Source organism: Albimonas pacifica, from assembly GCF_900113695.1.
Classification (GTDB): Bacteria; Pseudomonadota; Alphaproteobacteria; order Rhodobacterales; family Rhodobacteraceae; genus Albimonas; species Albimonas pacifica.
The window spans coordinates 197,321-224,239 of the sequence record NZ_FOQH01000002.1; the positions used below are offsets into that span (position 1 = coordinate 197,321).

23 protein-coding genes, 1 other RNA gene and 1 riboswitch are annotated in these 26,919 nt (G+C 74.8%); of the genes, 16 read left to right on the forward strand and 8 right to left on the reverse strand.

Annotated elements, in window-relative coordinates; translation table 11 throughout:
- Positions 1 to 88: 88 nt before the first annotated feature.
- From BM064_RS03720 to BM064_RS03740, 5 genes are all read left to right on the forward strand, one after another.
- Positions 89 to 1,927 (forward strand): ABC-F family ATP-binding cassette domain-containing protein, encoded by a 1,839-nt coding sequence (locus BM064_RS03720; protein ID WP_092858021.1) that lies wholly within the window; start codon positions 89 to 91, stop codon positions 1,925 to 1,927.
- Between the two features lie 237 nt (positions 1,928 to 2,164).
- Positions 2,165 to 2,270, forward strand: a riboswitch (glycine riboswitch).
- Between the two features lie 154 nt (positions 2,271 to 2,424).
- A complete protein-coding gene (gene gcvT / locus BM064_RS03725; protein WP_092858023.1) occupies positions 2,425 to 3,555 on the forward strand; it encodes a glycine cleavage system aminomethyltransferase GcvT in 1,131 nt (376 codons plus the stop codon).
- A 9-nt stretch (positions 3,556 to 3,564) separates the two neighbouring features.
- Positions 3,565 to 3,927 (forward strand): glycine cleavage system protein GcvH, encoded by a 363-nt coding sequence (gcvH, locus tag BM064_RS03730; protein ID WP_092858025.1) that lies wholly within the window; start codon positions 3,565 to 3,567, stop codon positions 3,925 to 3,927.
- Positions 3,928 to 4,011: 84 nt separating this feature from the next.
- Positions 4,012 to 6,858 carry an aminomethyl-transferring glycine dehydrogenase gene (gene gcvP / locus BM064_RS03735; RefSeq protein ID WP_092858027.1) on the forward strand — a complete coding sequence of 949 codons (2,847 nt, stop codon included), beginning with the start codon at positions 4,012 to 4,014 and terminating at the stop codon, positions 6,856 to 6,858.
- Between the two features lie 503 nt (positions 6,859 to 7,361).
- The gene (locus tag BM064_RS03740; protein WP_092858029.1) at positions 7,362 to 7,973 is read left to right on the forward strand and encodes an HAD family hydrolase; all 612 of its coding nucleotides are present in this window, start codon (positions 7,362 to 7,364) and stop codon (positions 7,971 to 7,973) included.
- Positions 7,974 to 8,011: 38 nt separating this feature from the next.
- On the opposite strand, the gene BM064_RS03745 is transcribed toward BM064_RS03740, so the two are convergent.
- The 5 genes from BM064_RS03745 to BM064_RS03765 form a co-directional block, all read right to left on the reverse strand.
- Entirely contained in the window at positions 8,012 to 8,878 is an 867-nt protein-coding gene (locus BM064_RS03745; RefSeq protein WP_092858031.1) for an HTD2 family dehydratase, read from the reverse strand.
- Between the two features lie 2 nt (positions 8,879 to 8,880).
- Positions 8,881 to 9,465, reverse strand: a complete 585-nt coding sequence (locus tag BM064_RS03750) for a hypothetical protein (protein WP_092858033.1) — start codon at positions 9,463 to 9,465, stop codon at positions 8,881 to 8,883.
- A 438-nt stretch (positions 9,466 to 9,903) separates the two neighbouring features.
- On the reverse strand, positions 9,904 to 11,394 hold the full coding sequence (gene gatA / locus BM064_RS03755) for an Asp-tRNA(Asn)/Glu-tRNA(Gln) amidotransferase subunit GatA (protein ID WP_092858035.1): 1,491 nt from the start codon (positions 11,392 to 11,394) through the stop codon (positions 9,904 to 9,906).
- 75 nt (positions 11,395 to 11,469) lie between these two features.
- Positions 11,470 to 11,757 (reverse strand): Asp-tRNA(Asn)/Glu-tRNA(Gln) amidotransferase subunit GatC, encoded by a 288-nt coding sequence (gatC, locus tag BM064_RS03760; RefSeq protein ID WP_092858037.1) that lies wholly within the window; start codon positions 11,755 to 11,757, stop codon positions 11,470 to 11,472.
- 52 nt (positions 11,758 to 11,809) lie between these two features.
- Positions 11,810 to 12,544 (reverse strand): ceramidase domain-containing protein, encoded by a 735-nt coding sequence (locus BM064_RS03765; RefSeq protein ID WP_092858039.1) that lies wholly within the window; start codon positions 12,542 to 12,544, stop codon positions 11,810 to 11,812.
- Positions 12,545 to 12,998: 454 nt separating this feature from the next.
- On the opposite strand from BM064_RS03765, the gene BM064_RS03770 reads away from it, so the two are divergent.
- Together BM064_RS03770 and BM064_RS03775 are read left to right on the forward strand one after the other, a co-directional pair.
- Positions 12,999 to 13,682, forward strand: coding sequence for a metal-dependent hydrolase (locus BM064_RS03770; RefSeq protein ID WP_092858041.1), 684 nt, complete (start codon positions 12,999 to 13,001; stop codon positions 13,680 to 13,682).
- Between the two features lie 283 nt (positions 13,683 to 13,965).
- The gene (locus BM064_RS03775) at positions 13,966 to 14,286 is read left to right on the forward strand and encodes a DMT family transporter (RefSeq protein WP_092858043.1); all 321 of its coding nucleotides are present in this window, start codon (positions 13,966 to 13,968) and stop codon (positions 14,284 to 14,286) included.
- Between the two features lie 32 nt (positions 14,287 to 14,318).
- On the opposite strand, the gene BM064_RS03780 is transcribed toward BM064_RS03775, so the two are convergent.
- Positions 14,319 to 14,759: a nucleoside deaminase gene (locus tag BM064_RS03780; RefSeq protein ID WP_092858781.1), complete on the reverse strand. Its 441-nt coding sequence runs from the start codon at positions 14,757 to 14,759 to the stop codon at positions 14,319 to 14,321.
- A 23-nt stretch (positions 14,760 to 14,782) separates the two neighbouring features.
- On the reverse strand, positions 14,783 to 15,292 hold the full coding sequence (locus tag BM064_RS03785; protein WP_092858045.1) for a GNAT family N-acetyltransferase: 510 nt from the start codon (positions 15,290 to 15,292) through the stop codon (positions 14,783 to 14,785).
- Positions 15,293 to 15,396: 104 nt separating this feature from the next.
- Between BM064_RS03785 and BM064_RS03790 the strand changes: the two genes are divergently transcribed.
- Positions 15,397 to 16,938: a pseudouridine synthase gene (locus BM064_RS03790; protein ID WP_092858047.1), complete on the forward strand. Its 1,542-nt coding sequence runs from the start codon at positions 15,397 to 15,399 to the stop codon at positions 16,936 to 16,938.
- 209 nt (positions 16,939 to 17,147) lie between these two features.
- Here BM064_RS03790 and BM064_RS03795 read toward each other — a convergent pair whose 3' ends face one another.
- Complete coding sequence (locus BM064_RS03795) at positions 17,148 to 17,774, reverse strand: hypothetical protein (protein WP_092858049.1); 627 nt, start codon at positions 17,772 to 17,774, stop codon at positions 17,148 to 17,150.
- Between the two features lie 83 nt (positions 17,775 to 17,857).
- On the opposite strand from BM064_RS03795, the gene BM064_RS03800 reads away from it, so the two are divergent.
- From BM064_RS03800 to BM064_RS03835, 8 genes are all read left to right on the forward strand, one after another.
- The gene (locus BM064_RS03800) at positions 17,858 to 18,760 is read left to right on the forward strand and encodes an N-acetylmuramoyl-L-alanine amidase (protein WP_092858051.1); all 903 of its coding nucleotides are present in this window, start codon (positions 17,858 to 17,860) and stop codon (positions 18,758 to 18,760) included.
- Between the two features lie 99 nt (positions 18,761 to 18,859).
- Positions 18,860 to 19,262, forward strand: an RNA gene (gene rnpB / locus BM064_RS03805) — RNase P RNA component class A.
- Between the two features lie 598 nt (positions 19,263 to 19,860).
- On the forward strand, positions 19,861 to 20,337 hold the full coding sequence (locus BM064_RS03810) for a division/cell wall cluster transcriptional repressor MraZ (RefSeq protein ID WP_092858053.1): 477 nt from the start codon (positions 19,861 to 19,863) through the stop codon (positions 20,335 to 20,337).
- Positions 20,334 to 21,425 (forward strand): 16S rRNA (cytosine(1402)-N(4))-methyltransferase RsmH, encoded by a 1,092-nt coding sequence (rsmH, locus tag BM064_RS03815; protein WP_245779044.1) that lies wholly within the window; start codon positions 20,334 to 20,336, stop codon positions 21,423 to 21,425. Before BM064_RS03810 ends, rsmH begins: the two co-directional genes overlap by 4 nt.
- Positions 21,422 to 21,943: a cell division protein FtsL gene (ftsL, locus tag BM064_RS03820; protein WP_092858055.1), complete on the forward strand. Its 522-nt coding sequence runs from the start codon at positions 21,422 to 21,424 to the stop codon at positions 21,941 to 21,943. The genes rsmH and ftsL overlap by 4 nt, the downstream gene beginning before the upstream one ends.
- 14 nt (positions 21,944 to 21,957) lie before the next feature.
- Positions 21,958 to 23,928 (forward strand): peptidoglycan D,D-transpeptidase FtsI family protein, encoded by a 1,971-nt coding sequence (locus BM064_RS03825; RefSeq protein WP_092858057.1) that lies wholly within the window; start codon positions 21,958 to 21,960, stop codon positions 23,926 to 23,928.
- Positions 23,929 to 23,936: 8 nt separating this feature from the next.
- Positions 23,937 to 25,454, forward strand: a complete 1,518-nt coding sequence (locus BM064_RS03830; protein ID WP_092858059.1) for a UDP-N-acetylmuramoyl-L-alanyl-D-glutamate--2,6-diaminopimelate ligase — start codon at positions 23,937 to 23,939, stop codon at positions 25,452 to 25,454.
- Entirely contained in the window at positions 25,451 to 26,917 is a 1,467-nt protein-coding gene (locus BM064_RS03835) for a UDP-N-acetylmuramoyl-tripeptide--D-alanyl-D-alanine ligase (protein WP_092858061.1), read from the forward strand. The genes BM064_RS03830 and BM064_RS03835 overlap by 4 nt, the downstream gene beginning before the upstream one ends.
- Positions 26,918 to 26,919: the final 2 nt, after the last annotated feature.

Sequence of the window (26,919 nt, forward strand, 5' to 3'; positions counted from 1 at the left end):
GGGTCCGGCCGGGGCGCGGACCCGCCGCCGGGTCCCCCGGCGAACGCGCCCGCTTGACGCCCCGCGCAGGCCCCGATACCGCGCAGGCATGGCAGAACCACCCATTCTCACGCTCGCCGACATCTCCCTCGGGTTCGGGGGGGATCCCCTGTTCTCGGGGCTCTCCTGCGCGGTGCATCCCGGCGACCGGATCTGCCTCGTGGGGCGCAACGGCTCGGGCAAGTCGACGCTGATGAAGGTGATGGCGGCGCTGGTGGAGCCGGACGCGGGCGACCGCTTCCTGCGCCCCGGCGCCTCGGTGGGCTACCTGCCGCAGGATCCCGACTTCTCGGGCTACCCCACGCTGGGCGACTACGTGGCCGAGCCGCTGGAGGCCTCCGAGCGCTGGCGCGCCGAGATGGCGATGGAGGGCCTGAAGGTCCCCGAGCGCCAGGACCCCGCCGCCGCCTCCGGCGGCGAGCGGCGTCGGGCGGCGCTGGCGCGCGTGCTGGCGCTGGAGCCGGACCTGCTCTTGCTGGACGAGCCGACCAACCACCTCGACATCGCCGCCATCGCCTGGCTGGAAGAGCGGATGAAGCAGACCCGCGCGGCCTTCGTGCTGGTCTCACACGACCGCGCCTTCCTGCGGGCGCTCACCCGGCAGATCCTGTGGGTCGACCGCGGCCAGGTGCGCCGGCTGGAGCGGGGCTTCGAGGCCTTCGAGGACTGGCGCGACAAGATCTTCGAGGAAGAGGAGCAGCAACGCCACAAGCTCGACCGGCTGATCAAGCAGGAGAGCGTGTGGGCGGTCGAGGGCATCTCGGCCCGGCGCAAGCGCAACATGGGCCGCGTGCGCCGCCTGCACGACATGAAGGCCGAGCGGTCCGGCCAGCGGATGCGCATCGGCGCCGCCGCGATGGCGCTGGAGAGCGCCGCGCCCTCCGGCAAGCGGGTGGTGGAGGCCGAGGAGATCTCCAAGGCCTACGGCGACCGCACGATCGTCCGGGAGTTCTCGATCAAGGTGCAGCGCGGCGACCGGGTGGCCTTCGTGGGTCCCAACGGGGCCGGCAAGACCACATTGATAAAACTGCTGACCGGGGAGATCGCGCCGGACAGCGGCAAGATCGTGATGGGCACCAACCTGCTGCCGGCCGTCTTCGACCAGGCCCGCAGCGCGCTCGACCCCGAGCGCAGCCTGTGGGACACGCTGACCCACGACCCGGAGATGGCGGTCTCGGGCAACTCGGACCAGGTGATGGTGCGGGGGCGGCCCAAGCACGTCGTGGGGTATCTCAAGGAATTCCTCTTCGACGAGCGCCAGGCCCGCGGGCCGGTGAAGGCGCTGTCGGGGGGCGAGCGGGCGCGGCTGCTGCTGGCGCGGATCATGGCGCGCGAGTCCAACCTGCTCATTCTCGACGAGCCGACCAACGACCTCGACGTCGAGACGCTGGACCTGCTGCAGGAGTTGCTCGACGACTACGACGGCACCGTGCTGCTGGTCAGCCACGACCGCGATTTCCTCGACCGCGTGGCGGGGACGACCGTGGTGATGGAAGGCGACGGGCGCGCCACCGTCTATGCCGGCGGCTGGACCGACATGGTGACCCAGCGCGGCGGCGCCCCGGTGCACGGGCTGACCGACGCGGCGCCCGAGCCCGTCGCGAAGCCCAAGGCCCCGGCCCCCGCGCCGAAACCCGCGGCGGGCCCGGCGAAGAAGCTCTCCTTCAAGCAGGCCAAGCGGCTGGACGACCTGCCGGGCGAGATCGACCGGCTGAGCGCGGACATCGGCAAGCTGGAGGGGCTGCTCGCGGACCCCGACCTGTTCTCCAAGGCGCCCGACAAGTTCGCCAAGGCGACCGCCGCGCTGGAGCAGCGGCAGGCGGCGCTGGCCGCGGCCGAGGACGAGTGGCTGGAGCTCGAGGCGCTGCGCGAAGAGGTCGAGGGCTGAGCCCGGCTGGCCCGCCATCCTGCGGCGCCCGCTGACGCGGGCAATCCTTTCATCTCGGTCCGCGCAGCCGCGCGTCCCTCGGCGACGGCGGGCCGGGGGCCCGCCTTCGGCGCGCGGGGCGGGCCTCGTCCCGTTCCGGCCGCCGACGCGCGCGCGGGGACGGGCCGCCTCGCCCCCTTGCGTCCCGCGGTGCAGCATCTGCCGCTTGCGTCGCTCCGCGGCCGCGTCTAACTTGAAATCGACCCGTTGGGAGACGCCGGCGACCTGAATCGCAGATCAGGACGCCGGGGCCGAAGGAGCAACCGCCCCGGAAACTCTCAGGCGAAAGGACCGGCGGGGTCGACGCGAAACGCTGGAGAGAGGCGCCGCACAGGCGCTCGCCGAAGGGATAGCGATCTCAGGCGAAAGGACAGCGGGGGCGCCACGGCCGGCGGAGCCATCCGCCGGCGGCGACGCCGCATCGGTCACTGGGGGAATCCATGCCGGACGATCACGCGATGGACGAGGCGCAGCGCACGCCGCTCTTCGCCCTGCACGAGAGCCTGAAGGCCCGCATGGCGCCCTTCGCGGGCTGGGCCCTGCCGATCCAGTATCCCTCGGGGATCCTTCGCGAACATGCCGCCGCGCGCGAGGCCGCGGCGCTCTTCGACGTCTCGCACATGGGCCAGGCCTTCCTGCGCCCGAAGTCCGGCAAGCTGAAAGGCGCGATGCTGGCGCTCGAGACGCTGGCCCCCGTCTCGGTGGCGGGGCTGGCGGAGGGGCGTCAGCGCTACGGGCTGTTCACCTCGCCCGAGGGCGGCATCCTCGACGACTTCATGTTCGCGAACCTGGGCGACGCGCTCTTCATCGTGGTCAACGCCGCGCGGCGGGAGCATGACTTCGGCCACCTGCGCGCCCATCTCTCCGACGCCTGCGAGCTGGAGGAGCTGACCGACCGCGCCCTGATCGCCCTGCAGGGCCCGAAGGCCGAGGCGGCGATGATGGCGCTGGGCGCCCGCGTGGGCGAGATGCGCTTCATGGACGTGGCCGAGACGGCGCTGGCGGGCGTGCCCTGCCTGGTCTCGCGCTCCGGCTACACCGGCGAGGACGGGTTCGAGATCTCGCTCCCCGCCGACCGCGCCGAGGGCGTGGCCGAGGCCCTGCTGGAGCAGCCCGGCGTCGCCCCCGCGGGCCTTGGCGCCCGGGACTCTCTGCGGCTGGAAGCCGGCCTCTGCCTCTACGGCTCCGACATCGACGAGACCACCAGCCCGGTGGAAGCGGGCCTGCCGTGGGCGATTCAAAAAATCCGCCGCCGCGGGGGCGCCCGGGAGGGCGGCTTCCCCGGCGCCGAGCGGATCCTGGAGGAGCTGGAATCCGGCCCCGCCCGCCTGCGCGTCGGCCTGCTGCCCGAGGGGCGCGCCCCGATGCGCGCGCCCACGCCGGTCTTCGCCTCCGAGGATGCGGCCGAGCCGATCGGGACCGTCGTCTCCGGCGCCTTCGGTCCCACCCTGGGCGGACCCATGGCCATGGCCTATGTGCCCACGGACCACGCCACGCCCGGAACCCGCCTTTACGGCGAGGTCCGGGGCAAGCGCCTGCCCGCGCAGGTCGCCTCCCTCCCCTTCGTCCCCCATCAGTACAAGCGCTGAGGCCCGCGAATGACCAAGTACACCGAAGAGCACGAGTGGCTCGACCTCGACGGCGACATCGTCACCGTCGGCATCACCGAGCACGCCGCCGAGCAGCTGGGCGACATCGTGTTCATCGAGCTGCCCGAGATCGGGGACGAGGTCGCCGCGGGCGCCGAAGTCTCGACCATCGAGTCCGTCAAGGCGGCCTCCGACATCTCCGCGCCGATCGACGGCGAGATCGTCGAGGTGAACGACAAGATCGTCGAGAACCCCGCCCTGGTGAACGAGGATCCGACGGGCGCCGGCTGGTTCTTCCGCATGAAGATCGCCGACGCCGGCGCGCTCGACGAGTTCATGGACGAGGACGAGTACAAGGCCTTCATCGAGTAAGGCCGTCCCCCGGCCGGCGGGCGCCGCCGGCCGCCTCCGCCCGTCTTCCCACAGCCGCCGGCGCCGCGCCGGCAGGGAGCCCCCATGCCCTTCGCCTTCACCGACTACGACCCCTACGACTTCGCCAACCGCCGCCATATCGGGCCCTCGCCGGCCGAGATGGAGGAGATGCTGGCGACCATCGGGGTGGAGAGCCTCGACGCGCTGATCGACGCCACGGTCCCCCAGGGCATCCGCCAGGACGCGCCCCTGGTCTTCGGCGCGCCGCTGTCGGAGCGCGAGGTGCTGTGGAAGCTGCGGCGCACGGCGGAGAAGAACAAGGTCCTGGTCTCGATGATCGGGCTGGGCCACTACGGGACGGTCACGCCCCCCTGCATCCAGCGCAACATCCTCGAGAACCCCGCCTGGTACACGGCCTACACGCCCTACCAGCCGGAGATATCCCAGGGCCGGCTGGAGGCGCTGCTGAACTTCCAGACCATGGTCTCGGACCTGACGGGCATGGACATCGCCAACGCCTCGCTGCTGGACGAGCCGACCGCGGCCGCCGAGGCGATGGCGCTGGCCCGCCGGCAGTCGAAGTCCAAGGCCCCGGCCTTCTTCGTGGACGCCGACTGCTTCCCGCAGACGATCAACGTGGTGAAGACGCGGGCCGAGCCGCTGGGGATCGAGATCGTGGTGGGCGACCCGTTCTCGGACCTCGACCCCTCGGCCGTCTTCGGCGCCCTCTTCCAGTATCCCGGCGCCAACGGCGACGTGAAGGACTTCACGCCGCTGGTCGAAAAGCTGCATGAGGCCAAGGCGCTGGCGGTGGTCGCCGCCGACATCCTGGCGCTGACCCTGCTGAAATCGCCCGGAGAGATGGGCGCCGACGTCGCCGTCGGCTCGACCCAGCGCTTCGGCGTGCCGATGGGGGGCGGGGGCCCTCACGCCGCCTACATGGCCTGCTCGGACGCGCACAAGCGGGCGATGCCGGGGCGGCTGGTCGGCGTCTCGGTCGACGCGCGCGGCAACCGCGCCTACCGGCTGGCCCTGCAGACGCGCGAGCAGCATATCCGGCGGGAGAAGGCGACCTCCAACGTCTGCACCGCGCAGGCGCTGCTGGCGGTGATGGCCTCGATGTATGCCGTCTTCCACGGCCCGATGGGCCTGAAGGCGATCGCCCAGCGGGTCCATGAGAAGGCCGTGCGCATGGCGCAGGGGCTGGAGAGCCTCGGCTTCAAGGTCGGCCCCGCCGCCTTCTTCGACACGCTCTGCGTCGAGACCGGCCCCTTCCAGGGCGTGATCATGCGCGCGGCGCTGGCCGAGGGCGTGAATCTGCGCGCGGTGGGCTCCGACCGCATCGCCATCGCGCTCGACGAGATGGTGCGCCCGGCCGAGATCGAGGCCGTCTGGCGCGCCTTCGGCGGCGCCATGGCGCTGGAGGGCCCGTCGCCGGAGCCCCGCCTGCCGGCGGAACTGCTGCGCGAAACGGAATACCTGACCCACCCGGTGTTCCACATGAACCGGGCCGAGGCGGAGATGACGCGCTACATGCGCCGTCTCGCCGACCGGGATCTCGCGCTGGACCGGGCGATGATCCCGCTGGGCTCGTGCACGATGAAGCTCAACGCCACGGCCGAGATGATGCCCGTCACCTGGCCCGAGTTCGGCGGCATCCACCCCTTCGCCCCCGCCGACCAGCGCCTGGGCTACGCCGAGATGGTGGCGGACCTGAGCGAAAAACTGTGCGCGATCACCGGCTACGATGCGGTCTCGATGCAGCCCAACTCCGGCGCGCAGGGCGAGTTCGCGGGGCTGATGACGATCCGGCGCTACCACATCGCCCGCGGCGAGGGGCATCGCGACGTCTGCCTGATCCCGACCTCGGCGCACGGCACCAACCCGGCGACCGCGCAGATGGTCGGCTACAAGGTGGTGCCGGTGAAGGCGCGGGCGAACGGCGACATCGACGTGGACGACTTCCGCGCCCAGGCCGAGAAATACGAGGGCCGGGTGGCCGCCTGCATGATCACCTACCCCTCGACCCACGGCGTGTTCGAGGAGACGGTGCGCGAAGTCTGCGCCATCACCCATGAGGCGGGCGGGCAGGTCTATCTCGACGGCGCCAACCTCAACGCCATGGTGGGCATCGCGCGGCCGGGCGACGTGGGGTCCGACGTGAGCCACATGAACCTGCACAAGACCTTCTGCATTCCCCACGGCGGCGGCGGCCCGGGCATGGGGCCGATCGGGGTGAAGGCGCACCTGGCCGAGCATCTGCCGGGCGATCCGATCTCGGGCGAGGGCGCGGTCGCGGGGGCCGAGTGGGGCTCGGCCTCGATCCTGCCGATCTCCTGGGCCTACATCCTGATGATGGGCGGCGAGGGGCTGACCCAGGCGACCAAGGTGGCGATCCTCAACGCCAACTACATCGCGGCGCGGCTGCAGTCGGACTACAAGATCCTCTACGCCGGCAAGGGCGGGCACGTGGCCCACGAGCTGATCCTCGACACCCGCCCCCTGGCCGACAGCGCGGGGGTGACGGTGGACGACGTGGCGAAACGGCTGATCGACTGCGGCTTCCACGCGCCCACGATGTCCTTCCCCGTGGCGGGCTGCCTGATGGTGGAGCCCACCGAGTCCGAGCCCAAGGCCGAGCTCGACCGCTTCTGCGACGCGATGCTGGCGATCCGGGCCGAGGCCCAGGCGATCGAGGACGGCGACCTTGACCGCGAGGACAACCCCCTCAAGGGCGCGCCCCACACGGTCGAGGACCTGGTCGGCGACTGGAACCGCCCCTACTCGCGCGAGCAGGCCTGCTACCCCCCGGGCGCGTTCCGGGTGGACAAATACTGGGCGCCGGTGAACCGCGTGGACAACGTCTTCGGCGACCGCAACCTGGTCTGCACCTGCCCCCCGATGGAGAGCTACGCCGAAGCCGCCGAGTAGGACCGGGCGCAGAGCAGGACCGGGCGCCGCGTCGGGCGTCGCCCCGGAGGCCCGCGTCCGCCCGCGGCGCGCGGCCGCCGCGGCGCCCGGGTGCGACGTCTCCCGGGCGGCGGCTCGGTCCAGAGCCTGCCTGCGCGGGAGCGCCGCGGCCGGCCGCGCGCCGGTCGCGAGGTCCGGCCCGCGGCGCGAGGCGCGCGCGGCGCCCCGGGGGCGCCGTCTCCTCCGGCAGACGCCGTCGCGAGGGCCCGGCCGGGGACGCGCCGCGGCCGGCGAGGCGCTGGCCGCGGGCGTCGGGCCCGCGGCGCGGCGGCCGAGCGGGCGCCCGTGGGCCCCGTCTCCCGTGGCGGGGGCAGGCGGACGACGCCGGACCCCGGGAACGGCGTCTGCGGCGGGCGAGGGCCGGGTCCGGCGCCCCCAGCGGCGTCGCGTCGCTTGATCGGCGCCGGGGCGCGGGGCAGGGTCCGGCCGCCGAGATCCCGCGTTCCCTTGCCCGGACCCCTGCCATGCCCACGCCCCCCCGCGCCGTCGTCTTCGACGTCGGCAACGTGCTGATCGACTGGCAGCCCGCCCGCCTCTACGAGACGCTGGTCCCCGACGCGGCCGAGCGCGAGGCGCTCTTCGCCCGCGTCGACTTCGCCGCCTTCAACCTCGAGGGCGACCGCGGCGACCTCGCTGAGGCGACCGCCGCCGCCGCCCTCCGCCACCCCGACGACGCCCCCCTGGTCATGGCCTGGCGCGAGCGCTGGCAGGAGATGTTCGGACCCGAGATGCCCGGCTCGCCCGAGATCTTCCGCGCCCTGAAGGACGCGGGCGTCCCCCTCGCCGCGCTGACCAACTTCGCCCGCGACACCTGGCTGCTGGCGCAGGCGCGCTTCCCCCTGCTGTCCGGCTTCGACGTCGAGGTCGTCTCCGGCCGCGAGGGCGCGATCAAGCCCGAGCCTGAGATCTACGCGCTGGTCGAGGCGCGCCTGGGGATGAGCGGGGCGGAGCTGTTCTTCACCGACGACAAGCTCGCCAACGTCGAGGCCGCCGCCGCGCGCGGCTGGCGGGTGCACCATTTCCAGGGGGCGGGCGGCCTCGCCGAGGCGCTGCGGGCCGAGGGGCTGGCGGTCTGATCGCGGCCCCCCGGGGACGCCCCCCCCGGGACCCCCCGTCAGGTCGTGACGCGCGCCTCCAGCGCCAGCCGGCCGTGGGCGTTCAGCGCCCAGAGGTCGGCCCGGGCGCCCAGGGTGCGGCCGCAGAGGCTGAAGGTCTCGCCGCAGTGGAGCGGCGACGCCGCGCGATACTCGAAGGTGCGGGGGAGCCGGCGGGTCTCGTCGCGCAGCAGATCGGCGAGGAGCTGGGCCACCAGCATCCCGTCGACCACCCGCTCCGCGCAGCCCTCGCGCCCGGTGGCGTAGGCGTGGTCGTAGTGGATGCGCAGGGCGTTGAAGGTCAGCGCCGCGTAGCGGAACAGCAGCACCGGATCCGCCTCGACCTCGCGGCGGAAGGCGGGACGCTCGTCGCGCTCCGGCGGCTCGGCCTGGGGGGGCTCGTCGGGGCTCCAGTCGGGGCGGAAGACCAGGTCCTCCTCCTCGCGCAGGGCCGGCGCCCCGTCCACCAGGATCTCGTGGCGCAGGGTGACGATGGCCAGCGCCCCGGAGGCCGCCTGCTTGATCGCCACGTTCTGGATCACTGAGATCCGCTCCGCCTCGGCGCCGATGGGGATCGGGGCCAGGAACTCCAGCCGCCCGCCGCCGCGCCGCCGGCGCGGCAGGCCGGTGTCGGGCAGGAAGCCGCCGGCGCGCGGCAGCCCGTCCTCGGCGAGCTCGGAGGCCGGGGCGGTCTCGGCGAAGAACAGGTTGTGCCACATCGGCGGCAGCGGCTCGCCCGCGGCGGGGGGCGGGCCCGCGCGCCCGAGCGCGTGGTGGAGCGCGGCGACGGGCCCGGGGGCGATGCGCGCGCGCATCACCCGGGGCTCGCCGGCGCTGTCGGGGATCGGGGGGCGGGGGGCTGCGGGAGAAGGGGTCTCGCGCGCCATGCTCAGAACTCGGCCAGCGCGTCCAGATCGATGGCCTCGAAGAAGGCCTGGCGCGTCTCGGCCGGGGCGGAGCCGGAGACGGTCACCAGGATGCGCCGGTCGATCAGCGCCTGGATCTCGCCCTCGGGGGTGACGATGGCGCGGTGCTTGCCCACCCGCATGACCTTGCCCATGGCGCCCATGGCCGAGGCGTTGCCGAACATCGCCGACATGGCGGTGACCATCGGGCTGTCGGCGGCGAAGGTGACCACGACCTCGTCCGTGCCGTCGGAGTAGGTGGCCGAGGACACCAGCCCGCCGCCGAACATCTGCGCGGCCATGGCCTGGTCGGCGCTCTCGTCCCGGGTCCAGCCGTCGAGCGGCTCGGGCAGGAAGCCGCCGAGGTCCTGGGCCTTCATCTGCCCCAGCAGGGTGACGGCGAACTCGGCCTCGTCGCGGGCGGTGACGAAGTCGCCGGCGCGGTAGGCCTCCAGCGCCGCGTTCAGGCTGTCCTCGACGTCGTCGGCCCGCGCGGGGCCGGCGACGAGCGCCGGGATCAGGCCGGCGGCGAGGATCGCGGCGGTTGCGTACGGGCGCAGAAAAGTCATGGCTGGCCTCCCCAGGCGTGGCTGCGCCTCCCTGTGGAGGCTGGCATGGTCCCAAAGCGGAATAAGACCGGGGGGCGAGGGCGGGTCAATACGGCCGGAGCGCCTCAGGGCGCCGTCGGGGCCCGTGCGGCGCGGAAACCGACAGGGCGTTCATGCGCGGCTAATCTTCGGGGCGCGAAGGCCGGCGGCGGAGGCGCCCGCGGCCCGCGTCCCCCGGCGTCCCGCCGGCCTTCTCGCCCGGGGCCCGCGCCCCCCGGTCCCACCGGTTCGGACGCCTTGAGGCGCCCCCGAAACCGACGACACCCCCGCCCGGGGGCGGAGGCGTCGACGACGGGGCGAACCGCCCGGAACCGGGCGCAGGACCTGCTCCGCGGGGCGGGCGGTCGCTGGAGCCGGTCCGGCGCGCCCTCGCCCCCGCCGCTCAGGCCGGGTCCGCGCTCACCACCAGCGGTCGGGCCGCGCGGTGAAGCCGGCCGAACGCTCGAGCGCATAGGCGATGTCGAGCATCTCCGCCTCGCCCCAGGGCTTGCCGATGATCTGCAGGCCGAGCGGCAGGCCCGAGGAGTCCACCCCCGTCGGCACCGCCGCGCCGGGCAGGCCGGCGAGGTTCACCGTCACCGTGAACACGTCGTTGAGATACATCGCCACCGGGTCCGCGTCCGCCATCTCGCCGATCCCGAAGGCGGCCGAGGGCGTGGCGGGCGTCAGGATCGCGTCCACCGTCTCGAACGCCTGCTCGAAGTCGCGCTTGATCAGGGTGCGGACCTTCTGGGCGCGCAGGTAGTAGGCGTCGTAATAGCCCGCCGACAGCACGTAGGCGCCGATCATCACCCGCCGCTGCACCTCCGGCCCGAAGCCCTCGGCCCGGCTCTTCTCGTAAAGGTCCACGATCGCGTCGCCCGCGCCCAGCTTCGCGCGATGCCCGAAGCGCACGCCGTCGTAGCGCGCGAGGTTCGAGGACGCCTCCGCCGGGGCGATCACGTAATAGGCGGGCAGGGCGTATTTCGTGTGGGGAAGCGAGATCTCCACCGTCTTCGCGCCCGCGTCCCGCAGCATCTGCGCGCCGCGGTCCCACAGGGCGTCGATCTCGGCCGGCATCCCCTCCATGCGGTATTCCTTCGGAATGCCGATGGTCTTGCCGCGGATGTCGCCGGTCAGGGCCGCCTCGAAGTCGGGCACCGCGAGGTCGGCCGAGGTGGAGTCCTTGGGATCGAACCCCGCCATCCCCTCGAGCATGATCGCCGCGTCCCGCACGGTCTTGGCCATCGGCCCCGCCTGGTCGAGCGAGGAGGCGAAGGCCACGATCCCGAAGCGCGAGCAGCGCCCGTAGGTGGGCTTCACGCCCACGATGCCGGTGAAGGCGGCCGGCTGGCGGATCGAGCCGCCGGTGTCGGTGCCCGTCGCGCCCAGGCACAGCTCCGCCGCGACCGCCGAGGCGGAGCCGCCGGACGACCCGCCCGGCGTCAGGTCCCGGTTGGAGCCCTTGGCCCGCCACGGGTTCACCGCCGGCCCGTAGCACGAGGTCTCGTTCGACGAGCCCATCGCGAACTCGTCCATGTTCAGCTTGCCGACCATCACCGCGCCGCGCTCCCACAGGCGGGCGGTGACGGTGGATTCGTAGGGCGGCCGGAACCCCTCGAGGATGTTGGACGCGGCCTGGGAGGCGACGCCCTCGGTGCAGAACAGGTCCTTGATGCCCAGCGGAATGCCGCACAGCGACGGCGCGCCCTCGCCCTCGGCCGACAAGCGCGCGTCGGCGGCGGCGGCCATCTCGCGGGCCTTCTGAGGGGTCTTGGCGCTGACCGCGTTCAGGGCGTCGGCGGCGTCGACGGCGGCGAGGCAGGCCTCGGTCAGCTCGACGGAGGTGATCTCGCGGGCGCGGAGCTTGGCGCGGGCCTCGGCGATGGTCAGGCGGGTCAGGTCGGACATGCGGTCTCTCGGGCGATCGGGCGGGGCAGGGGGCGGGGGCGCGTGCGGAGCCTCAGGCGAAGGCTTGCGCGCGGCTCACTCCACCACCTTGGGAACGGCGAAGAAGCCCTCGCGGGTGGCGGGGGCGTTGGCCAGCACCTTGTCGCGGATGCCGCCGTCGGTGACCGCATCCTCGCGCCGGCGCAGGGCCATGGGGGTGACCGAGGTCATCGGCTCGACCCCCTCCACGTCCACCTCGCCCAGTTGCTCGACCCAGCCCAGGATGCCCGAGAGCTCGGCGGCGAGCGTCTCCAGGTCCTCGTCCTTCACCCGGATGCGGGCCAGGTGGGCGACGCGGGCGGCGGTGGCCTTGTCGATGGACATGGGAAAAGGGCTCCGTCGGAGGGATTGCGGGCGGGGATTTCTCGGCCCCGCTCTAGCCCGACGCCCCGTTGCGCGCAACCCGCGCGGCGTCGCCCTCGCCCGCGTCGTCCCCGGGGGCCGCGCGCTCGCCGTGGTGGACGAAGGCCACGATCAGCACGCCCAGCAGGGTCCCGTTCAGCAGGTGCCAGCCCCAGTGGGTGCCCGCCGGGAACGCCTCGCAGACCGCGCCGCCCTGGGCGTCGAGCGTGCGCATGGTCAGCGACAGCGTCAGCAGCGCCGCCGCCCCCGCCAGGCCCCGCCAGGCGGGATGGTCGCGCAGGCCCAGAAGCACCGCGAAGCCGCACAGGGTCAGGAAGGTCGGCACGTAGCCGATCGAGCCGTTCAGCCGCCCCAGCGCCGGGGTCAGCCACGACTCCAGCACTGCCGAGACCGGCACGAAGGCGGCCGCGATCGCCGCGCCCGCCCAGACCGGCAGCTCCAGGTAACGGATCACGGCGAGATGGAGGTAGAGCAGGATGAACACCATGATCGGCAGCACGTCGGCCATCGCCGACCAGCGGTTCGCCAGGGTGTGGAACAGGAACGAGCCGACGCCGATCGCGAACAGCACCGCGCACAGCGCGCGCACCGCCCAGTCGTCGTCGCGCCCCTCGCGCCGGGCGACGATCCAGGCCCAGGCCGCGGCCAGGATGAAGGCCAGGTTCGAGACCGCGTTCAGAGGCTCCGCCCAGAAGGAGGGGTCCAGCCGCTCGCAATAGGCGTCGATCGTGGCCGTCCAGTCCGTCATGCGCGCCGACCCTTCCCCGCTGCTGCCGCCTGCGGCCCCGCCGCCGGGGCCGTCCCGCGGTCGCTCGCGCCGCGGGTCGCGCCGGACTCTTTGGGGCGGGCGCGCGGTTTGTCCATGGGATCGCTACGCTTTCCGCGAGGGCGCGGTTTTGAATGTGTCATATCGGCCGCGTTCGAACGCCCCCGCTCACGGCCGCGCGAGCGGCGGCGATCGGGTTCGTGAACGGCCCGCGATCGGCCTCCGGTCCCTCCCCGCGCGTTGCGCCTGCGCCCGGCCGCCGCGCTGGCCCCGGCGGCGCGCCGGCCTAGGTGAGGGCTGCGGCGCGCCGGCGCCGCGGGCGCCGGGGGCGGCGCATCCGGCCTTTCGCTTCGGCCGGCTCTGCGTCATGACTCGGGCCCGCGTCGGTCCGCCCCCGAGGCCCGACGGCGACGCGACAGGCGAGGAGGAGACGATCATGAAAATCACCTGGCTGGGGCATTCCGGCTTCCGCATCGAGATCGCGGACCAGGTCCTGCTGATCGACCCGTGGCTGCACGGGAACCCGATGTTCGACGAATCCAACGTCGAGGCCGCCACCAAGGGCGCCACCGCGCTGCTGCTCAGCCACGGCCATTTCGACCACGCCAACGACGCCGTCGAGGTCGCCAGGACCACCGGCGCCAAGGTGGTGGGCATCTTCGAGCTCGTCGGCCACCTCGCCGAGAAGGAGGGGCTGGAGACGGTCGGCTTCAACCTCGGCGGCACCGTCTCGCTGGGCGACGTCTCGGTGACGCTGGTCGGCGCGCGGCATTCCTCGTCGCTCGCCGGGCTGGGCTACGCCGGCACCGAGGCGGGCTTCATGATCTCGGGCGAGGGCAAGACGGTCTATTTCTCCGGCGACACCGACGTGATGGCCGACATGGCCGTCTACCAGGACCTCCACCAGCCCGACATCGGCATCCTGTCCTGCGGCGGCCACTTCACCATGGACATGAAGCGGGCGGCCTACGCGGCGAAGAAGTTCTTCAAGTTCAAGACCGTGATCCCCTGCCACTACAAGACCTTCCCGCTGCTCGCCCAGGACGCCGAGGAGCTCAGGAAGGGCCTGCCGGGCGTCGACGTGGTCGAGCCCGAGGTGATGAAGGCGATCGAGCTCTGATCGCGCCTCCTCCCCGGGGGGAGGAGCGCAGGGGCCGAAAGGGCCGCGCGGGCCGCACCCGCGCGGCCCTTTGCCTGTGCATGAGCGGGCGTGGGCCGGAGGCGGCCGGCCGTCGGCCTGGGGCGGCAGGTCGGGGGCGGGGTGGCGACCAACGGTCGCCAGAGCGGGAGTCGGCCGTGACGGGCCTTGCCTCCCGGCGCCCCCTGACCCAGATAGGCCGCCGGCGGACGACCGCCGCCCCTCTTCCGATCCGCCGGGACGACCCGGCGGTTGGGAGAGTCCCATGGCCTGGGTCCTTCTCGTCGCCGCCGGCATCCTCGAAATCGTCTGGGCGGCGGCCCTCAAGCAATCCGACGGGCTGACGCGCCTCGCGCCCAGCCTTCTCGCCGCGGCGGCGTTGCTGGGCAGCCTCGCGCTGCTGGCGCAGGCGCTGCGCATCCTGCCGCTGGGCGTCGCCTACCCGATCTGGACCGGCATCGGCGCGCTGGGCGCGGTGCTCGCCGGCATGACGCTGGCGGGCGAGGCGCCGAGCCTGCTGCGCGGCCTCGCCGCCGGCCTGATCCTGGCGGGGGTGGCGCTGATGAAGGCCTCGGCCGGCCCGTGAGGGACCGGGGCCCATCCGCCCGGTCCCGCCGTTCAGTCCCGCCGACGCTCGGCGAAGAACGCCCGCAGCAGCGCCGCGCTCTCGGTCTCGGCGAGGCCGCCGTAGACTTCGGGCCGGTGGTGGGCCTGGGGGTGGTCGAAGACCCGGGCCCCGTGCTCGACCCCGCCGGACTTGGGGTCGGGCGCGCCGAAATAGACCCGCTCGATCCGGGCGCCGGCGATGGCGGCGGCGCACATCGCGCAGGGCTCCAGCGTCACCCACAGGTCGTGGCCGGGCAGACGCTCGGAGCCGAGCGCCGCGCAGGCCTCGCGGATCGCCAGGATCTCGGCATGGGCGGTGGGGTCGTGCAGCTCGCGCACCCGGTTGCCGGCGGCGGCGCGGATCTCGCCGGTGGCGCGGTCGACCAGCACCGCGCCCACCGGCGTCTCGCCGCGGGCGGCGGCGGCGCGGGCCTGGGCCAGCGCCGCCTCCATGCGCGAGGCGAAGGGCGAGCGGGTCACAGGCCGGCCTCCGCCGCGGGGCCCGTCGCCCGGGCGAAGCGGCGCAGGCCCGCGAGCGTCGAGGCCCGCTCGACGAAGCCCAGCCGGCGCAGCAGCGCCACGGCGGGGGCGTTGCCCTCGCGCACCACGGCCTGGACCTCGGCGCAGATGCCCGCCCCCTCGGCGAGCGCGGCGGCCATCGCCTCGGCCGCGAGGCCCTGGCCCCAGCGCTCGGGCGCGAAGGCGAAGGAGGCCTCGATCGCCGCCGCCCCCTCCAGCACGCAGAACTGCAGGCCCGCGACCCCCGCCGGCCCCTCCCGGTCGCGCCACAGGCGAAGGCCGAAGCCGTGCGCGGTCCAGTGGCCGGCGAAGGCGCGCGCGCGGCCCGCGGCCTGGGCGCGGCTCCAGGGCGCGTCGTCGCCGGTCCAGCGGGCGATCTCCGACCGCCCGAACAGCGCCGCGGCGAAGGCCGCGTCGCGCGGGCGGACAGGCCGCCCTTCCAGCCGCAGGGTGCGCAGGGTGCTCATGGCAGGGCTTATCGCAAGCCCGGGCGCGCGCGGCCAGCGGCATGCGCAGGCCCGGGCGCGCGGAACCGCTTCCGTCCGGGCGCGTCCGCTGCGATAAGCCGGCGATGAGCAACGATTCCGACTCCGGCTCCGGCCGCCCGCCCCGCGGCCCCGCGCGTCCTTCCGGCAAGGCGAAGGCCGGCGGCGCCCCGCGCGCGACCGGCGGCAAGGGCGGCGCCGCGCGCGCCCGCGCCGCCGCGCCCGCGCCCGAGGTCCCCACCGGCCCGCGGACCGAGCGGCTGGCCCGCCGCCTCGCCCGCGCCGGCGTCGCCTCGCGCCGCATGGCCGAGGAGATCATCCTCGCCGGCCGCGTGCGCGTGAACGGCGAGCCGGTGGACACGCCCGCCTTCAACGTGAAGCCCTCCGACCGGGTGGAGCTCGACGGCGTCGCCATCGCCGAGGCCGAGGCCCCGCGGATGTGGCGCTACTACAAGCCCGTGGGCCTGGTCACCTCGGAGGCCGACGAGAAGGGCCGCCCGACGGTGTTCGAGCGTCTGCCCGAGGACCTGCCGCGGGTGCTGTCGGTGGGGCGGCTGGACCTCAACTCCGAGGGCCTGCTGCTGCTGACCAACGACGGCGACCTGAAGCGGCGGCTGGAGCTGCCCTCGACCGGCTGGCTGCGCAAGTACCGCGTGCGCGTCCACGGCGCGCCGGACGACAAGGCGCTGGAGCCGCTGCGCCGCGGCGTCGAGGTGGAGGGCGAGCGCTTCCAGCCGATGAGCGTCGTGATCGACCGCCAGCAGGGCGCCAACGCCTGGCTGACGGTGGGCCTGCGCGAGGGCCGCAACCGCGAGGTGCGCCGGGCGCTGGCGGCGGTGGGCTTCGAGGTCTCGCGCCTGATCCGGGTCAGCTACGGCCCGTTCCTGCTGGGCGACATGGAGCCGGGTCAGGTCGAGGAGATCCGCCCCAAGGTCCTGCGCGACCAGCTCGGCCTGCCCGCGGCGGAGGTCGAGCGCCCCGCGCCGCGCGGCGCGAAACCCGCCGCCGGGGCGCCGTCCGGCGCCCGGCCCGGGGCCGAGGGCGCGCCCGCCGCGCCCCGCGGCGCCGGCAAGCCCGCCCCCGCGGCCCGCGGCGCCAAGCCCGCCCCCGCCGCCCGCGGCGCCAAGCCCGCGCCGCGCCGCGCCGAGGCGCCCGCCGGCCGCAAGCCCGGCCCGCGCCGCTCCGAGGACGCCGCCGGGGCCAAGCCCGCCCCGCGCCGCTGCGAGGATGCGGCCGGCGGCCGGCCCGCCCGCCGCGGCGGCCGCGCCTCCGAGGACGGCGAGGCGCCGGCCGGCCGCCGCTTCCCCGCGCGCGGATCCGAGGCGCCCGGCGGTCGCACGTTCTCCTCCCGCGGCGCCGAGGGCGCCCCCTCCGGCCGCGGGCCCCGGTCCGAGGGCGGCCCTGCCGGCCGCGGGCCCCGCTCCGAGGGCGGCCCCGCCGGCCGCGGGCCCCGTTCGGACGCCGGACCCGCCGGGCGCGGGCCGCGGGCCGACGGCGCGCGGTCCAGCCGTGGGCCGCGGGCCGAGGGACCGCGCGGGGGCAAGCCCCGGGGCGAAGGTCCCTCCGGCGGGCGCGGTCCGCGCGGCGGCGGCCCGACCGGCCGCGGGTCGAAGCCCCGGCGCGACTGAGCGCCGGCGCGACCGAGCCCCGGGGCCGCGCGCCCCTGACCGGCCGCGCCCGCGCCCGGCGCGCCTCCCGCCCGCCCACCCCGGCGCGCCGGGCGCGGGCGCGGCCTCGCCGCCGGCGCTGCGCGGAACGGCTCCGGGCGCGAGGCCGGCCGCGGGCCCAAGCCCGCCCGCAGGGCGCCCATGGGCCGGGGCGCCCGACCCTCGCCGCTCTACGCCAGAGAGGGATGCAGCCGCGGGCGGTAGCCGGCCGCGAGCGTGCGCACGATCGCGGGGGGCGTCAGGATCTCGACCTCGCCGCGGGGCAGGGGGCGGGGGGCGGCGTAGCCCTCCCACCCCCAGGGCCGCAGGGCGCCGGCGAGCGTCAGGGCCGGGGCGCCGTCGATCAGCACCATCGCCCCGTCGGGCAGGGACCGGGCCGGGCTGCGGAGGCGCGTCCCGAGGCGCTGGGCGTGCAGGACGCGGTCCATCTCCGGCGCCCTCGGCCGCGCGGGCAGGGCGTGGGCGCGCGCCCAGGCCTCGGCGAAGGCCGCCGCCTCGGCGCGGCGGCACTCGAAGCAGGGGCGGTGGCCGGCGGCGAGCGCGGTGGCCTCGTCGAGGAAGAAGAGCTCCGTATAGCCCGCCCCCATCACCTGCCGCCGCCGCCCCTTGAAGGCCAGCACGCAGCAGATCCACTGGCGCGAGGCCCAGCGGCGCGGGCCCAGCCGCGGCCCCTCGCCGCTCGCCGGGTCCGCGGGCAGGTGGATCCGCCCCCCGCGGTTGCCCATCAGCGTGCCGCGGACGGGAACGGCCTGGATCACGCCGGACGGATCGACGCGGTTCGCGAGCGGGCTCGACATCGCCGCCCCCCGATGATGTCATCCCCCCAGGGGGAACCGGAGCCCACAATGCCCGCCGCGAGCGTCCACGAAAAGTCCGCGCGATGACCGACGACGACCCGAGCCGCCAGGCCGGGGGCGATGCGCCCCCGCGGCCGCTCCGCCGCGCCCCCGCGCCGCCGGAGATCGTCGAGCTCGCCTCGCCCAACCACGGCCCGCGCAAGGGCGTGGCGGCGCCGAACATGATCGTCATCCACTACACCAACATGAGCTCGGCGGCCCTGGCGCTGGCCCGCCTGTGCAACCCGGCCGCCGAGGTCTCGGCCCACTACCTGATCGACGAGACCGGCGGCACCTTCCGCCTGGTCTCGGAGATGCGCCGCGCCTGGCACGCGGGCGTCTCGGCCTGGGGGCCGGTGGAGGACGTGAACTCCCACTCCATCGGCATCGAGCTCGCCAACCCGGGGCCGGAGGGCGGCCTGCCGCCGTTCCCCGAGGCGCAGATCGAGGCGCTGGAGCGCCTGCTCTTCGCCATCCGCCTGCGCTGGGCGATCCCGCCGGCGCGGGTGCTGGGCCATTCGGACGTGGCGGTGGGGCGCAAGATCGACCCCGGCGAGAAGTTCCCGTGGCGGCGCCTCGCCCGCGCCGGCCACGCGGTGTGGTCGGACGCCGAGGCGCCCGACCCGCTCCCTTTCCTGCCGCCCGAGACCCTGCTGGGCGTGCACGGCCTGAAGCTCGGCTACCGCTGGCAGGAGACGGCGGAGGGCTTCGCCGACCTGGTCCGCGCCCTGCAGATGCGCTTCGCCCCCGACGAGACCGGCGCCCCGGCCAGCCACCGCCTCGCCGCGCGGGTGGCCGAGATGGCCGAGCGGCATCCGGTCGACGCGGGCCAGCGCCGCTCCTCCTACGCGCCGCCGAGCCCCTCGGGGCGCGTCCATGTCTCGGCCCCGCGGCCGGGGGAGGGGGACGCGGACCTCGGGCCCGACTTCGACCTCGACACCGAGTAGCGGCGGCGCGCTCCCCCCTGATCTCCGCGCGTGCGCGTGCGGGCGCCCCTGGTGCAGCGCGCTTGCGCGCGCGACGCGGCGGCGCCATAAGCGCCCCCGGCGGATGGCCGGGCGGCCGCGGTTCCCCTCGCGCAGGCGGGCGGGGGCCGAGGAAGGTCCGGGCTCCACGGAGGCACGGCGCCGGGTAACGCCCGGCCGGGGAAACCCGAGGGAAAGCGCCACAGAAAACAGACCGCCCGGCGCGCCTTTCGGGGCCGCCGCGGCAAGGGTGAAACGGCGGTTTAAGAGACCACCGCGTCCCTGGCGACAGGGACGGCACGGCAAGCCCCGCCGGGAGCAAGATCAAGTTGGGTCGCGCGCGCTTCGATGCGCAGGGGGTCGCCTTCGCCCCCGCGGCCGTGGTGGATCGCGAGAACCCGTGCGCGAGCGCGGGTCCAGATGAATGGTCGCCCAGGGGTCTTCGGACCCTGGACAAAACCCGGCCTACAGGCCGTCCGCCGCCGAGCTCCGCCCCCGGGACCCGCGTTTCGCGCGCCCGGGGGCGTTTCGGGCCTCCAGGGCCGCCGAACGGCGGCGTTTCGGACCTCCGGCCCGTCGAATCGCGAAAAATGGGATTCCATGGGGCGGCGCCCTTCCGACTCGTGGGGATTCGCCCCACCGGCCGGGGAAATCATGGTCCGATCGCCCAGATTCCCGGGAATTCGGGGGGCCGCGGTCCCCGGCGTGGCCTGGGCGCCACGGCCGGATGGGGGTGCGGAAACCATATATGGCCCCTGCTGCGGATGGCCCCACCACATCTGGCCATGGTCACAGGGTCGTCCCAAAGTGGCGAGAGGTGGGTGAGTTTCCCGTTGATGCCCACGGAATCCCATGCTAGAAAAATTCCCAGAGGCAGAGAGAACAAACAAAGAGCCCGCAAGCAGGTTCATACAGGCAACTCTCTAATACCAAGAACTAAACCGGCGCGTGACACGGCGCATCAAGTGACGGCGCGAAGCTGGAAGAACACCCGAGGGACGACGGGGCGGGTCGCGCATGAGGCAAGCGCGGCCCGCTTTTCCTTTTCGGCTGTCCTTCCGACGTGAGGGGACAAGCGGCCCATGTGGCAGCAGTTCACGTCCAGTTTCTTCAACAAGGTGGACACGAAGGGTCGTGTCTCCATACCCGCCCTTTGGCGCAAGGCGCTCGAGCTTCGCAACGCCGAGGGCAACATCGTGCTCGTTCCCGGTTTCCGTGACAAGAACTGCGTCGAGGGCTACGCGCCCGACGAATACCAGCGGATGTCCGCCGCGGTCTCGCGGATGCACCCCTCCGACCCCAACCGCCGCAAGCTGGAGTATCGCCTGATGGGCCGCGCGCTGCCGCTGCAGCTCGACGACAACGGCCGCATCGTGCTGCCCAAGGAGATGCGCGACCGCTTCGACCTGGGCGGCGACGTGGCCTTCGTGGGCGCGGGCGAGAGCTTCCAGATCTGGTCCAGGGCCCGCTACGACGAATTCATCGCCCCGCTCGACGACGACGAGGACTTCGACGCGCTCGCGGCCATGCCCTGGGATCCGCCGGGGGCCGCGCCGTGACCGTCGCCGTGATGCTCCCCGCCGACCGCCCGCGCGGTCCGATCGCGCCGCCCCCGGCCTCGACCGCGCCGGGGCAGGGCCACCTGCCGGTGCTGCTGGCCGAGGTGCTGGCCGCCCTCGATCCCGCGCAGGCGAAGGGCGCGATCCTCGACGGCACGCTGGGCGACGGGGGCTACACCCGCGCGATCCTCGACGCGGGCGCGCCCCGGGTGGTGGCGGTCGACCGCGACCCCTCCGCGCTCCTCCGCGCCCGGGCCTGGGCCGGCGCCTACGGCGACCGCCTGGCGCTGGTCGAGGGCCGCTTCGGCGACCTCGACGCGCTGGCCGAGCAGGCCGGCGCCGCGCCGCTCGCCGGCGTGGTCCTCGACATCGGCGTCAGCTCCATGCAGCTCGACGAGCCCGGCCGCGGCTTCTCCTTCCTGCGCGACGGCCCGCTCGACATGCGCATGGAGGGGGCGGAGGCCGACGGCCCCTCCGCCGCCGACCTGGTCAACACGCTGCCCGAGGCGGCGCTGGCCGACATCCTGTTCCAGTACGGCGAGGAGCGCGCCTCCCGCCGCATCGCGAAAGCCATCGCGGCGGCGCGCGAGGCCGGGCCGATCCGCACCACCCTGGCGCTGGCCGAGATCATCTCCGCCTGCCTGCCGCGCGCCAAGCCCGGCCAGCCGCATCCCGCCACCCGCTCCTTCCAGGCGCTGCGCATCGCGGTCAACGACGAGCTGGGCGAACTCGCCCGCGCCCTCGCCGCGGCCGAGCGGGCGCTGGCCCCGGGCGGCGTGCTGGCGGTGGTCACCTTCCACTCCCTCGAGGACCGCGTCGTGAAGCGCTGGTTCGCCGCCCGCTCCGGCGGCGCCGGGGGCGGCGGCTCGCGTCACGCGCCGGTCGAGGAGACGGCCGCGCCGCGCTTCGACCTGCTCTCCCGCCGGCCCGTCGAGGCCGGGGAGGCGGAGCTCGCCCGCAACCCGCGCGCCCGCTCCGCCCGGCTTCGCGCCGGCCGGCGCACGGACGCCCCCGCGGCGCCGATGGATCCGCACGGCCTGGGCCTGCCCGGGCTGACCGTCGCCACGCTCAAGGAGGTCGGGCGATGATGCGCTCGCTTCTCTACGTCTCCGCTCTCGCGCTGGTCTGCGTGGTGGCGATCTGGGCCTACCGGGTGATCAACGACACCCAGGACCTCGCCGCCGAGGTCGAGGCCCTGCACGCCCAGATCGCCCGCGAGCGCGAGGCGATCGCGGTGCTGCACGCCGAGTGGGCCTGGCTGAACCGGCCAGAGCGGCTGGACCGCCTGGTGGCGCTGCATGCCGAGGAGCTGGCCCTCCAGCCCCTGACGCCGGTGCAGTTCGGCGAGGCCGCGGCGGTCGCCTTCCAGCCCCCGCCCCCGCGCGCGCCGGGCCCCGCGCCCGAGCCCGCCCAGGCGCCGCTGGCGGCGCTGGCCGTCGCGCCCGCCGAGCTGATCCCCACGCCCGAGCCCCCCGCCCTGGCGACGCCCCCCGCGGTCCCCGCGCTCGCCGCCGCCGAGGCGCCGGTGACCATGGCCGCGCTCGCCGGACGCGACGCCGTCGCGCTCGGCGTCTCGCCGCCCCCGCCCCGCCCCGTCCGACGCTGAGCCGGAGAGCCGTCATGTCCTCGTCCCACGTCGACCCCCACGATCCCGCCGCCGGCGCCCTCGTCCCCCGCGACCCCGGGGGACGCGAGCCGTTCGGGGAGGCGCCCTCCGACGGCGTCGTCTACGGCGCCGGCGCCGGCGCCGACTCGCTGCAGTTCGACGTCGATCCCGGCGGCCCCGAGCACTCCCACGGCCCCGAGGGCGCGCGGCTCGCCGACGTCATCGCCGCCCGGCGCGAGGGCGTGGACCCCAACGCCGAGGCCGCCGCGCGGCGCGCCGACCGCCGCCGCCGCACCGCGGCGCAGGAGCGCGCCCGCGCCCGCTGGCGGCTGCACCTGCTGTGCTTCGCCTTCCTGCTCGCCTACGCCTCGGTCGCCGGCCGCATGGCGCTGATCGCGGGTTCCGAGCCCGAGGAGCCGCGCGCCTCCTTCTCCGCCCCCTTCTCCGCCGCCCGCGCCGAGATCACCGACCGCAACGGCGAGCTGCTGGCCGCCAACATTCCCGTCTGGTCCCTCTACGCCCACCCCGAGGAGCTGCTCGACAAGCAAGGCGCCGCCGACAAGCTGGCCGCGATCTTCCCGGACATGAAGGCCGAGGACCTGATGCGCCAGTTCAACGACGGGCGCCGGTTCCTGTGGCTGAAGAAGGCGATCACCCCGGCCCAGCGGGTGATGGTCCACGACATCGGCGACCCGGGCCTGCAGTTCGGCCGGCGCGACATGCGCGTCTATCCCGGCGGGCGGCTCGCCGCCCACATCCTCGGCGGCGCCTCCTTCGGCAAGGAGGGCGTGACCGCGGCCGAGATCGTGGGCGTCGGCGGCGTCGAGGCCAAGCTCGACGAGGCGCTGCGCGACCCCGCCCGCGCCTCCGAGCCGATGCGCCTGTCCATCGACATGCGCGTGCAGCGCGCCTTCACCGACGTGCTGCGCGACAACGTCGAGAAGTTCCACGCCCGCGGCGCGGCCGGCGTGGTGATGGACGCGAACACCGGCGAGGTGATCGCGATGGCCTCGCTGCCCGACTTCGATCCCAACGACCGCCCCCCGCCCCCGACCAGCGGCCTGCCCGACGACTACGCCACCTTCAACCGGGCGGCGCAGGGGGTCTACGAGCTCGGCTCCACCTTCAAGATCTTCAACGCCGCCATGGCGATGGAGACGGGCCTCGCCACGCCCCAGACGATGATCGAGACCTCCGGCCCGATGTTCTGGGGACGGTTCCGGATCTCGGACGCCCACAAGATGCCGGCGCGCATGACCCTGCGCGACGTGATCATCGAGAGCTCGAACACCGGCTCCGCCCGCCTCGCGCTGCAGATCGGCGCCAAGCGCCAGCGCGAATACCTCGAGCGTCTCGGCCTGCTGGATCCGACGCCCGTGGAGCTCTCGGAGGCCGGGCGCGCGGTTCCGCTGGCGCCGCCGCGGTGGTCCGAGATCTCGACCATGACCATCTCCTACGGCCACGGGCTCGCGGTCACGCCGCTGCACCTGGCGGCGGCCTACGCCACCGTCACCAACGGCGGGCTGAAGGTCACGCCGACGCTGCTCGCCGGCGCGCCGGGGCCGGACGAGGGCGACCGGGTGATCTCCGAGGCGACCTCGGCCGCGATGCGCGACATGCTGCGCGCGGTGGTGACCGAGGGCACCGGCAAGAACGCCGAGGTGAAGGGCTATTTCCTGGGCGGCAAGACCGGCTCGGCCGAGAAGCCGCGGCGCAACGGCGTCGGCTACGACAAGACCAAGGTGCTGGCGACCTTCGCGGGCGTGTTCCCCGCCCACGATCCCGCCTACGTCATCGTGGTGACGCTCGACGAGGGCTGGACCGAGAAATACGGCCGCCGCTGGCGCACCGCCGGCTGGACCGCCGCCCCCACCGTCAAGGAAGCCCTGACCCGCATCGCCCCGATCCTGGGCATGCGTCCGCAGGCCGAGGAGCCCGCCGAGGGCGAGGGACCCGGCGGCGTCCGCCAGGTCGCGAGCCGCTGAGGCCGGGGATGGCGACGCTCGCCTCCCTCGGGCTTCCTCCTGCGCCGGGCGTGTCCCCGGCGACCGAGATCCTCGGCCTCGCCTCCGACAGCCGGAAGGCGGGGCCGGGCATCGTGTTCTTTGCGTTGCAGGGGACCGTGGACGGCGCCGAGTTCGCGCCGTTCGCGTTGCGTATGGGCTCCCCCATCGTCGTGTGCTCGCCCGAGGGGGCCGAGACCATCCGCGCCCTGTGGCTGTCGGAGGGGCGCGAGGTGCCCGCCGCCGGCCTGCCGCTGGCGGTGACCGAGGCGCCGCGTCTGGCCCTGGCGCGGGCCGCGGCGGCGTTCTTCGCGGCGCAACCCGAGGCGGTCGCCGCCGTCACGGGCACCAACGGCAAGACCTCGGTCGCGAGCTTCCTGCGCCAGCTCTGGACGCATCTGGGCCGCCGCGCGGTGAACATCGGGACCGTGGGCGTCGAGGGCGCGGTCGACCGCCCCGGCGGCCTGACCACCCCCGATCCGCTGACCCTGCACGCCCTGCTGGCGGAGCTCGCGGGCCTCGGCGTCGAGCGGGCGGCGATCGAGGCCTCCTCCCACGGCCTCGCCCAGCACCGCGCCGACGGGGTGCGGCTGCGCGCGGCGGGGCTGACCAACGTCACCCGCGACCACCTCGACTATCACCCCACGCCCGAGGACTACCTGCAGGCGAAGCTCGGCCTCTTCGCGCGGGTGCTGCCCGCCGACGGGACCGCCGCGCTGAACGCCGACGACCCCTCGTTCCCGCGCGCGGCCGAGATCGTGCGCGCCCGCGGACAGCGCCTGATCGCCGTGGGCCGGGCCGAGATCGCCGACCTGCGCCTGCTCTCGGCCCAGTTCCACGAGACCGGCCAGACCCTGCAGTTCTCCTGGGAGGGAGAGACCTTCCAGGCCGAACTGCCCCTCGTCGGCGCCTTCCAGGGGGAGAACGCCCTGATGGCCGCGGCGCTCGCCATCGGCTGCGGGGAGGATCCGCGGGCCGTCTTCGCCGCCCTGCCGAAGCTGACCGGCGTGAAGGGGCGGATGGAGCATGTGGCGACGCGGGCCAACGGCGCGCGGGTCTACGTCGACTATTCCCACACGCCCGACAGCCTCGCGACCGCCATCGCCGCGCTGCGGCTCCATACGCCCGGGCGGCTGGTGGTGGTGTTCGGCGCCGGCGGCGACCGGGACGCGGGCAAGCGGCCGCTGATGGGGCGCGCGGCGCTCGCGGCCGACGTCGCGGTGGTGACCGACGACAACCCCCGCTCGGAGGACCCCGCCGCGATCCGCGCGCAGGTTATGGCGGGGGCGCAGGGCGCCGACCCCGCCCCGATGGAGATCGGCGACCGGGCCGAGGCGATCCTGAGCGCGGTCGACATGCTCGGGCCGCAGGATCGTCTCCTGATCGCCGGCAAGGGTCATGAAACCGGCCAGATCGTCGGTCACGAGGTGATCCCGTTCGACGACGCCGAACAGGCGCGCGCCGCCGTCCAGGTGCTGGACGCGGAAGACGATACGGGGGACGCATGACCACGCTCTGGACCAGCGCCGAGGCCGAGGCCGCCACCGGCGGGCGCGCCACGCGCGCCTTCGACGCCACGGGCGTTTCCATCGACAGCCGCGCGGTGGAGAAAGGCGACCTCTTCGTCGCCCTCAGGGACGTGCGCGACGGCCACGACTTCGTCGCCGGGGCGCTGGAGGCGGGCGCCGCCGCCGCCCTCGTCTCCCGCATCCCCGAGGGCCTCGACGAAAGCGCGCCCCTGCTGCTGGTCGACGACACGCTGGCCGCGCTGGAGGCGCTCGGCGCCGCCGCCCGCGCCCGCACGAAAGCCAGGGTGGTCGCCGTCACCGGGTCCGTGGGGAAGACCTCCACCAAGGAGATGCTGCGCGCCGCCCTCGCGCCCCAGGGCGCCACCCACGCGGCCGAGAAGAGCTACAACAACCACTGGGGCGTGCCGCTGACGCTGGCGCGGATGCCGAAGGCCACGAAATTCGCGGTGATCGAGATCGGCATGAACCATGCCGGGGAGATCCGCCCGCTGACGAAGCTCGCCCGCCCCCATGTGGCGCTGATCACCACGGTCGCGCCGGTGCACATGGCCCACTTCCGCTCCGAGGCCGAGATCGCCTTCGCCAAGGCCGAGATCCTCGAGGGGCTGGAGCCCGGCGGCGCCGCGGTCCTGCCCCGCGACAATCCCCATTACGCGCGGCTCGCCCGGCGCGCCCGCAAGGTGGGGGTGAAGACGATCCTGCGCTTCGGCTCCTCGCCCCGCTGCTCGGCCAGGATGCTCAAGGCGGCGCCGGGGCCGGGGGGCACGACGCTGACCGCGCGCATCCACGGGCGCAACGCGCTGGTCAAGATCGGCGCCCCGGGCAAGCATTTCGCGATGAACGCGCTCGCCGTGCTGCTGGCGGTCGAGGCGCTGGGCGCGGACCCCGCCCGCGCGGCGCTCGCGCTGGGCGCCTGGCACGCCCCCGACGGGCGCGGCAGCCGCTGGCGCATCGCGCTCGACACCGCCGGCCTCGACGGCGCGGTGCACCTGGTCGACGAAAGCTACAACGCCAACCCCACCTCCGTCGGCGCGGCGCTGGAGGTGCTGGCCGCCTCCGCCCCCGAGGACGGGTTCGGCCGCCACGTGAAGGGCCGCAAGATCGCGATCCTGGGCGACATGCTGGAACTGGGCCCCGACGAGATCGCGCTGCACGAGGGCCTCGCGCGCCACCCCGCCATGGCCGCGCTCGACCGCGTCCACACCGTCGGCCCGCTGATGAAGGCCCTCCACGACGCCCTGCCGTCCGAGCGCCGCGGCCGCCACGCCCCGGACAGCGAGGTCATGGCGCGCGAGGTCCGCCGCCTGCTTGACGCCGGCGACGTGGTCATGGTGAAGGGCTCGCTCGGCGCGCGGATGGCGCGCGTGGTCGCGGCCGTGAAGGCGCTCGGCCGCCCCGCGCCCGAGCTCCCCGACGGCGAGGACGAAGGACCCGACGCCTGATG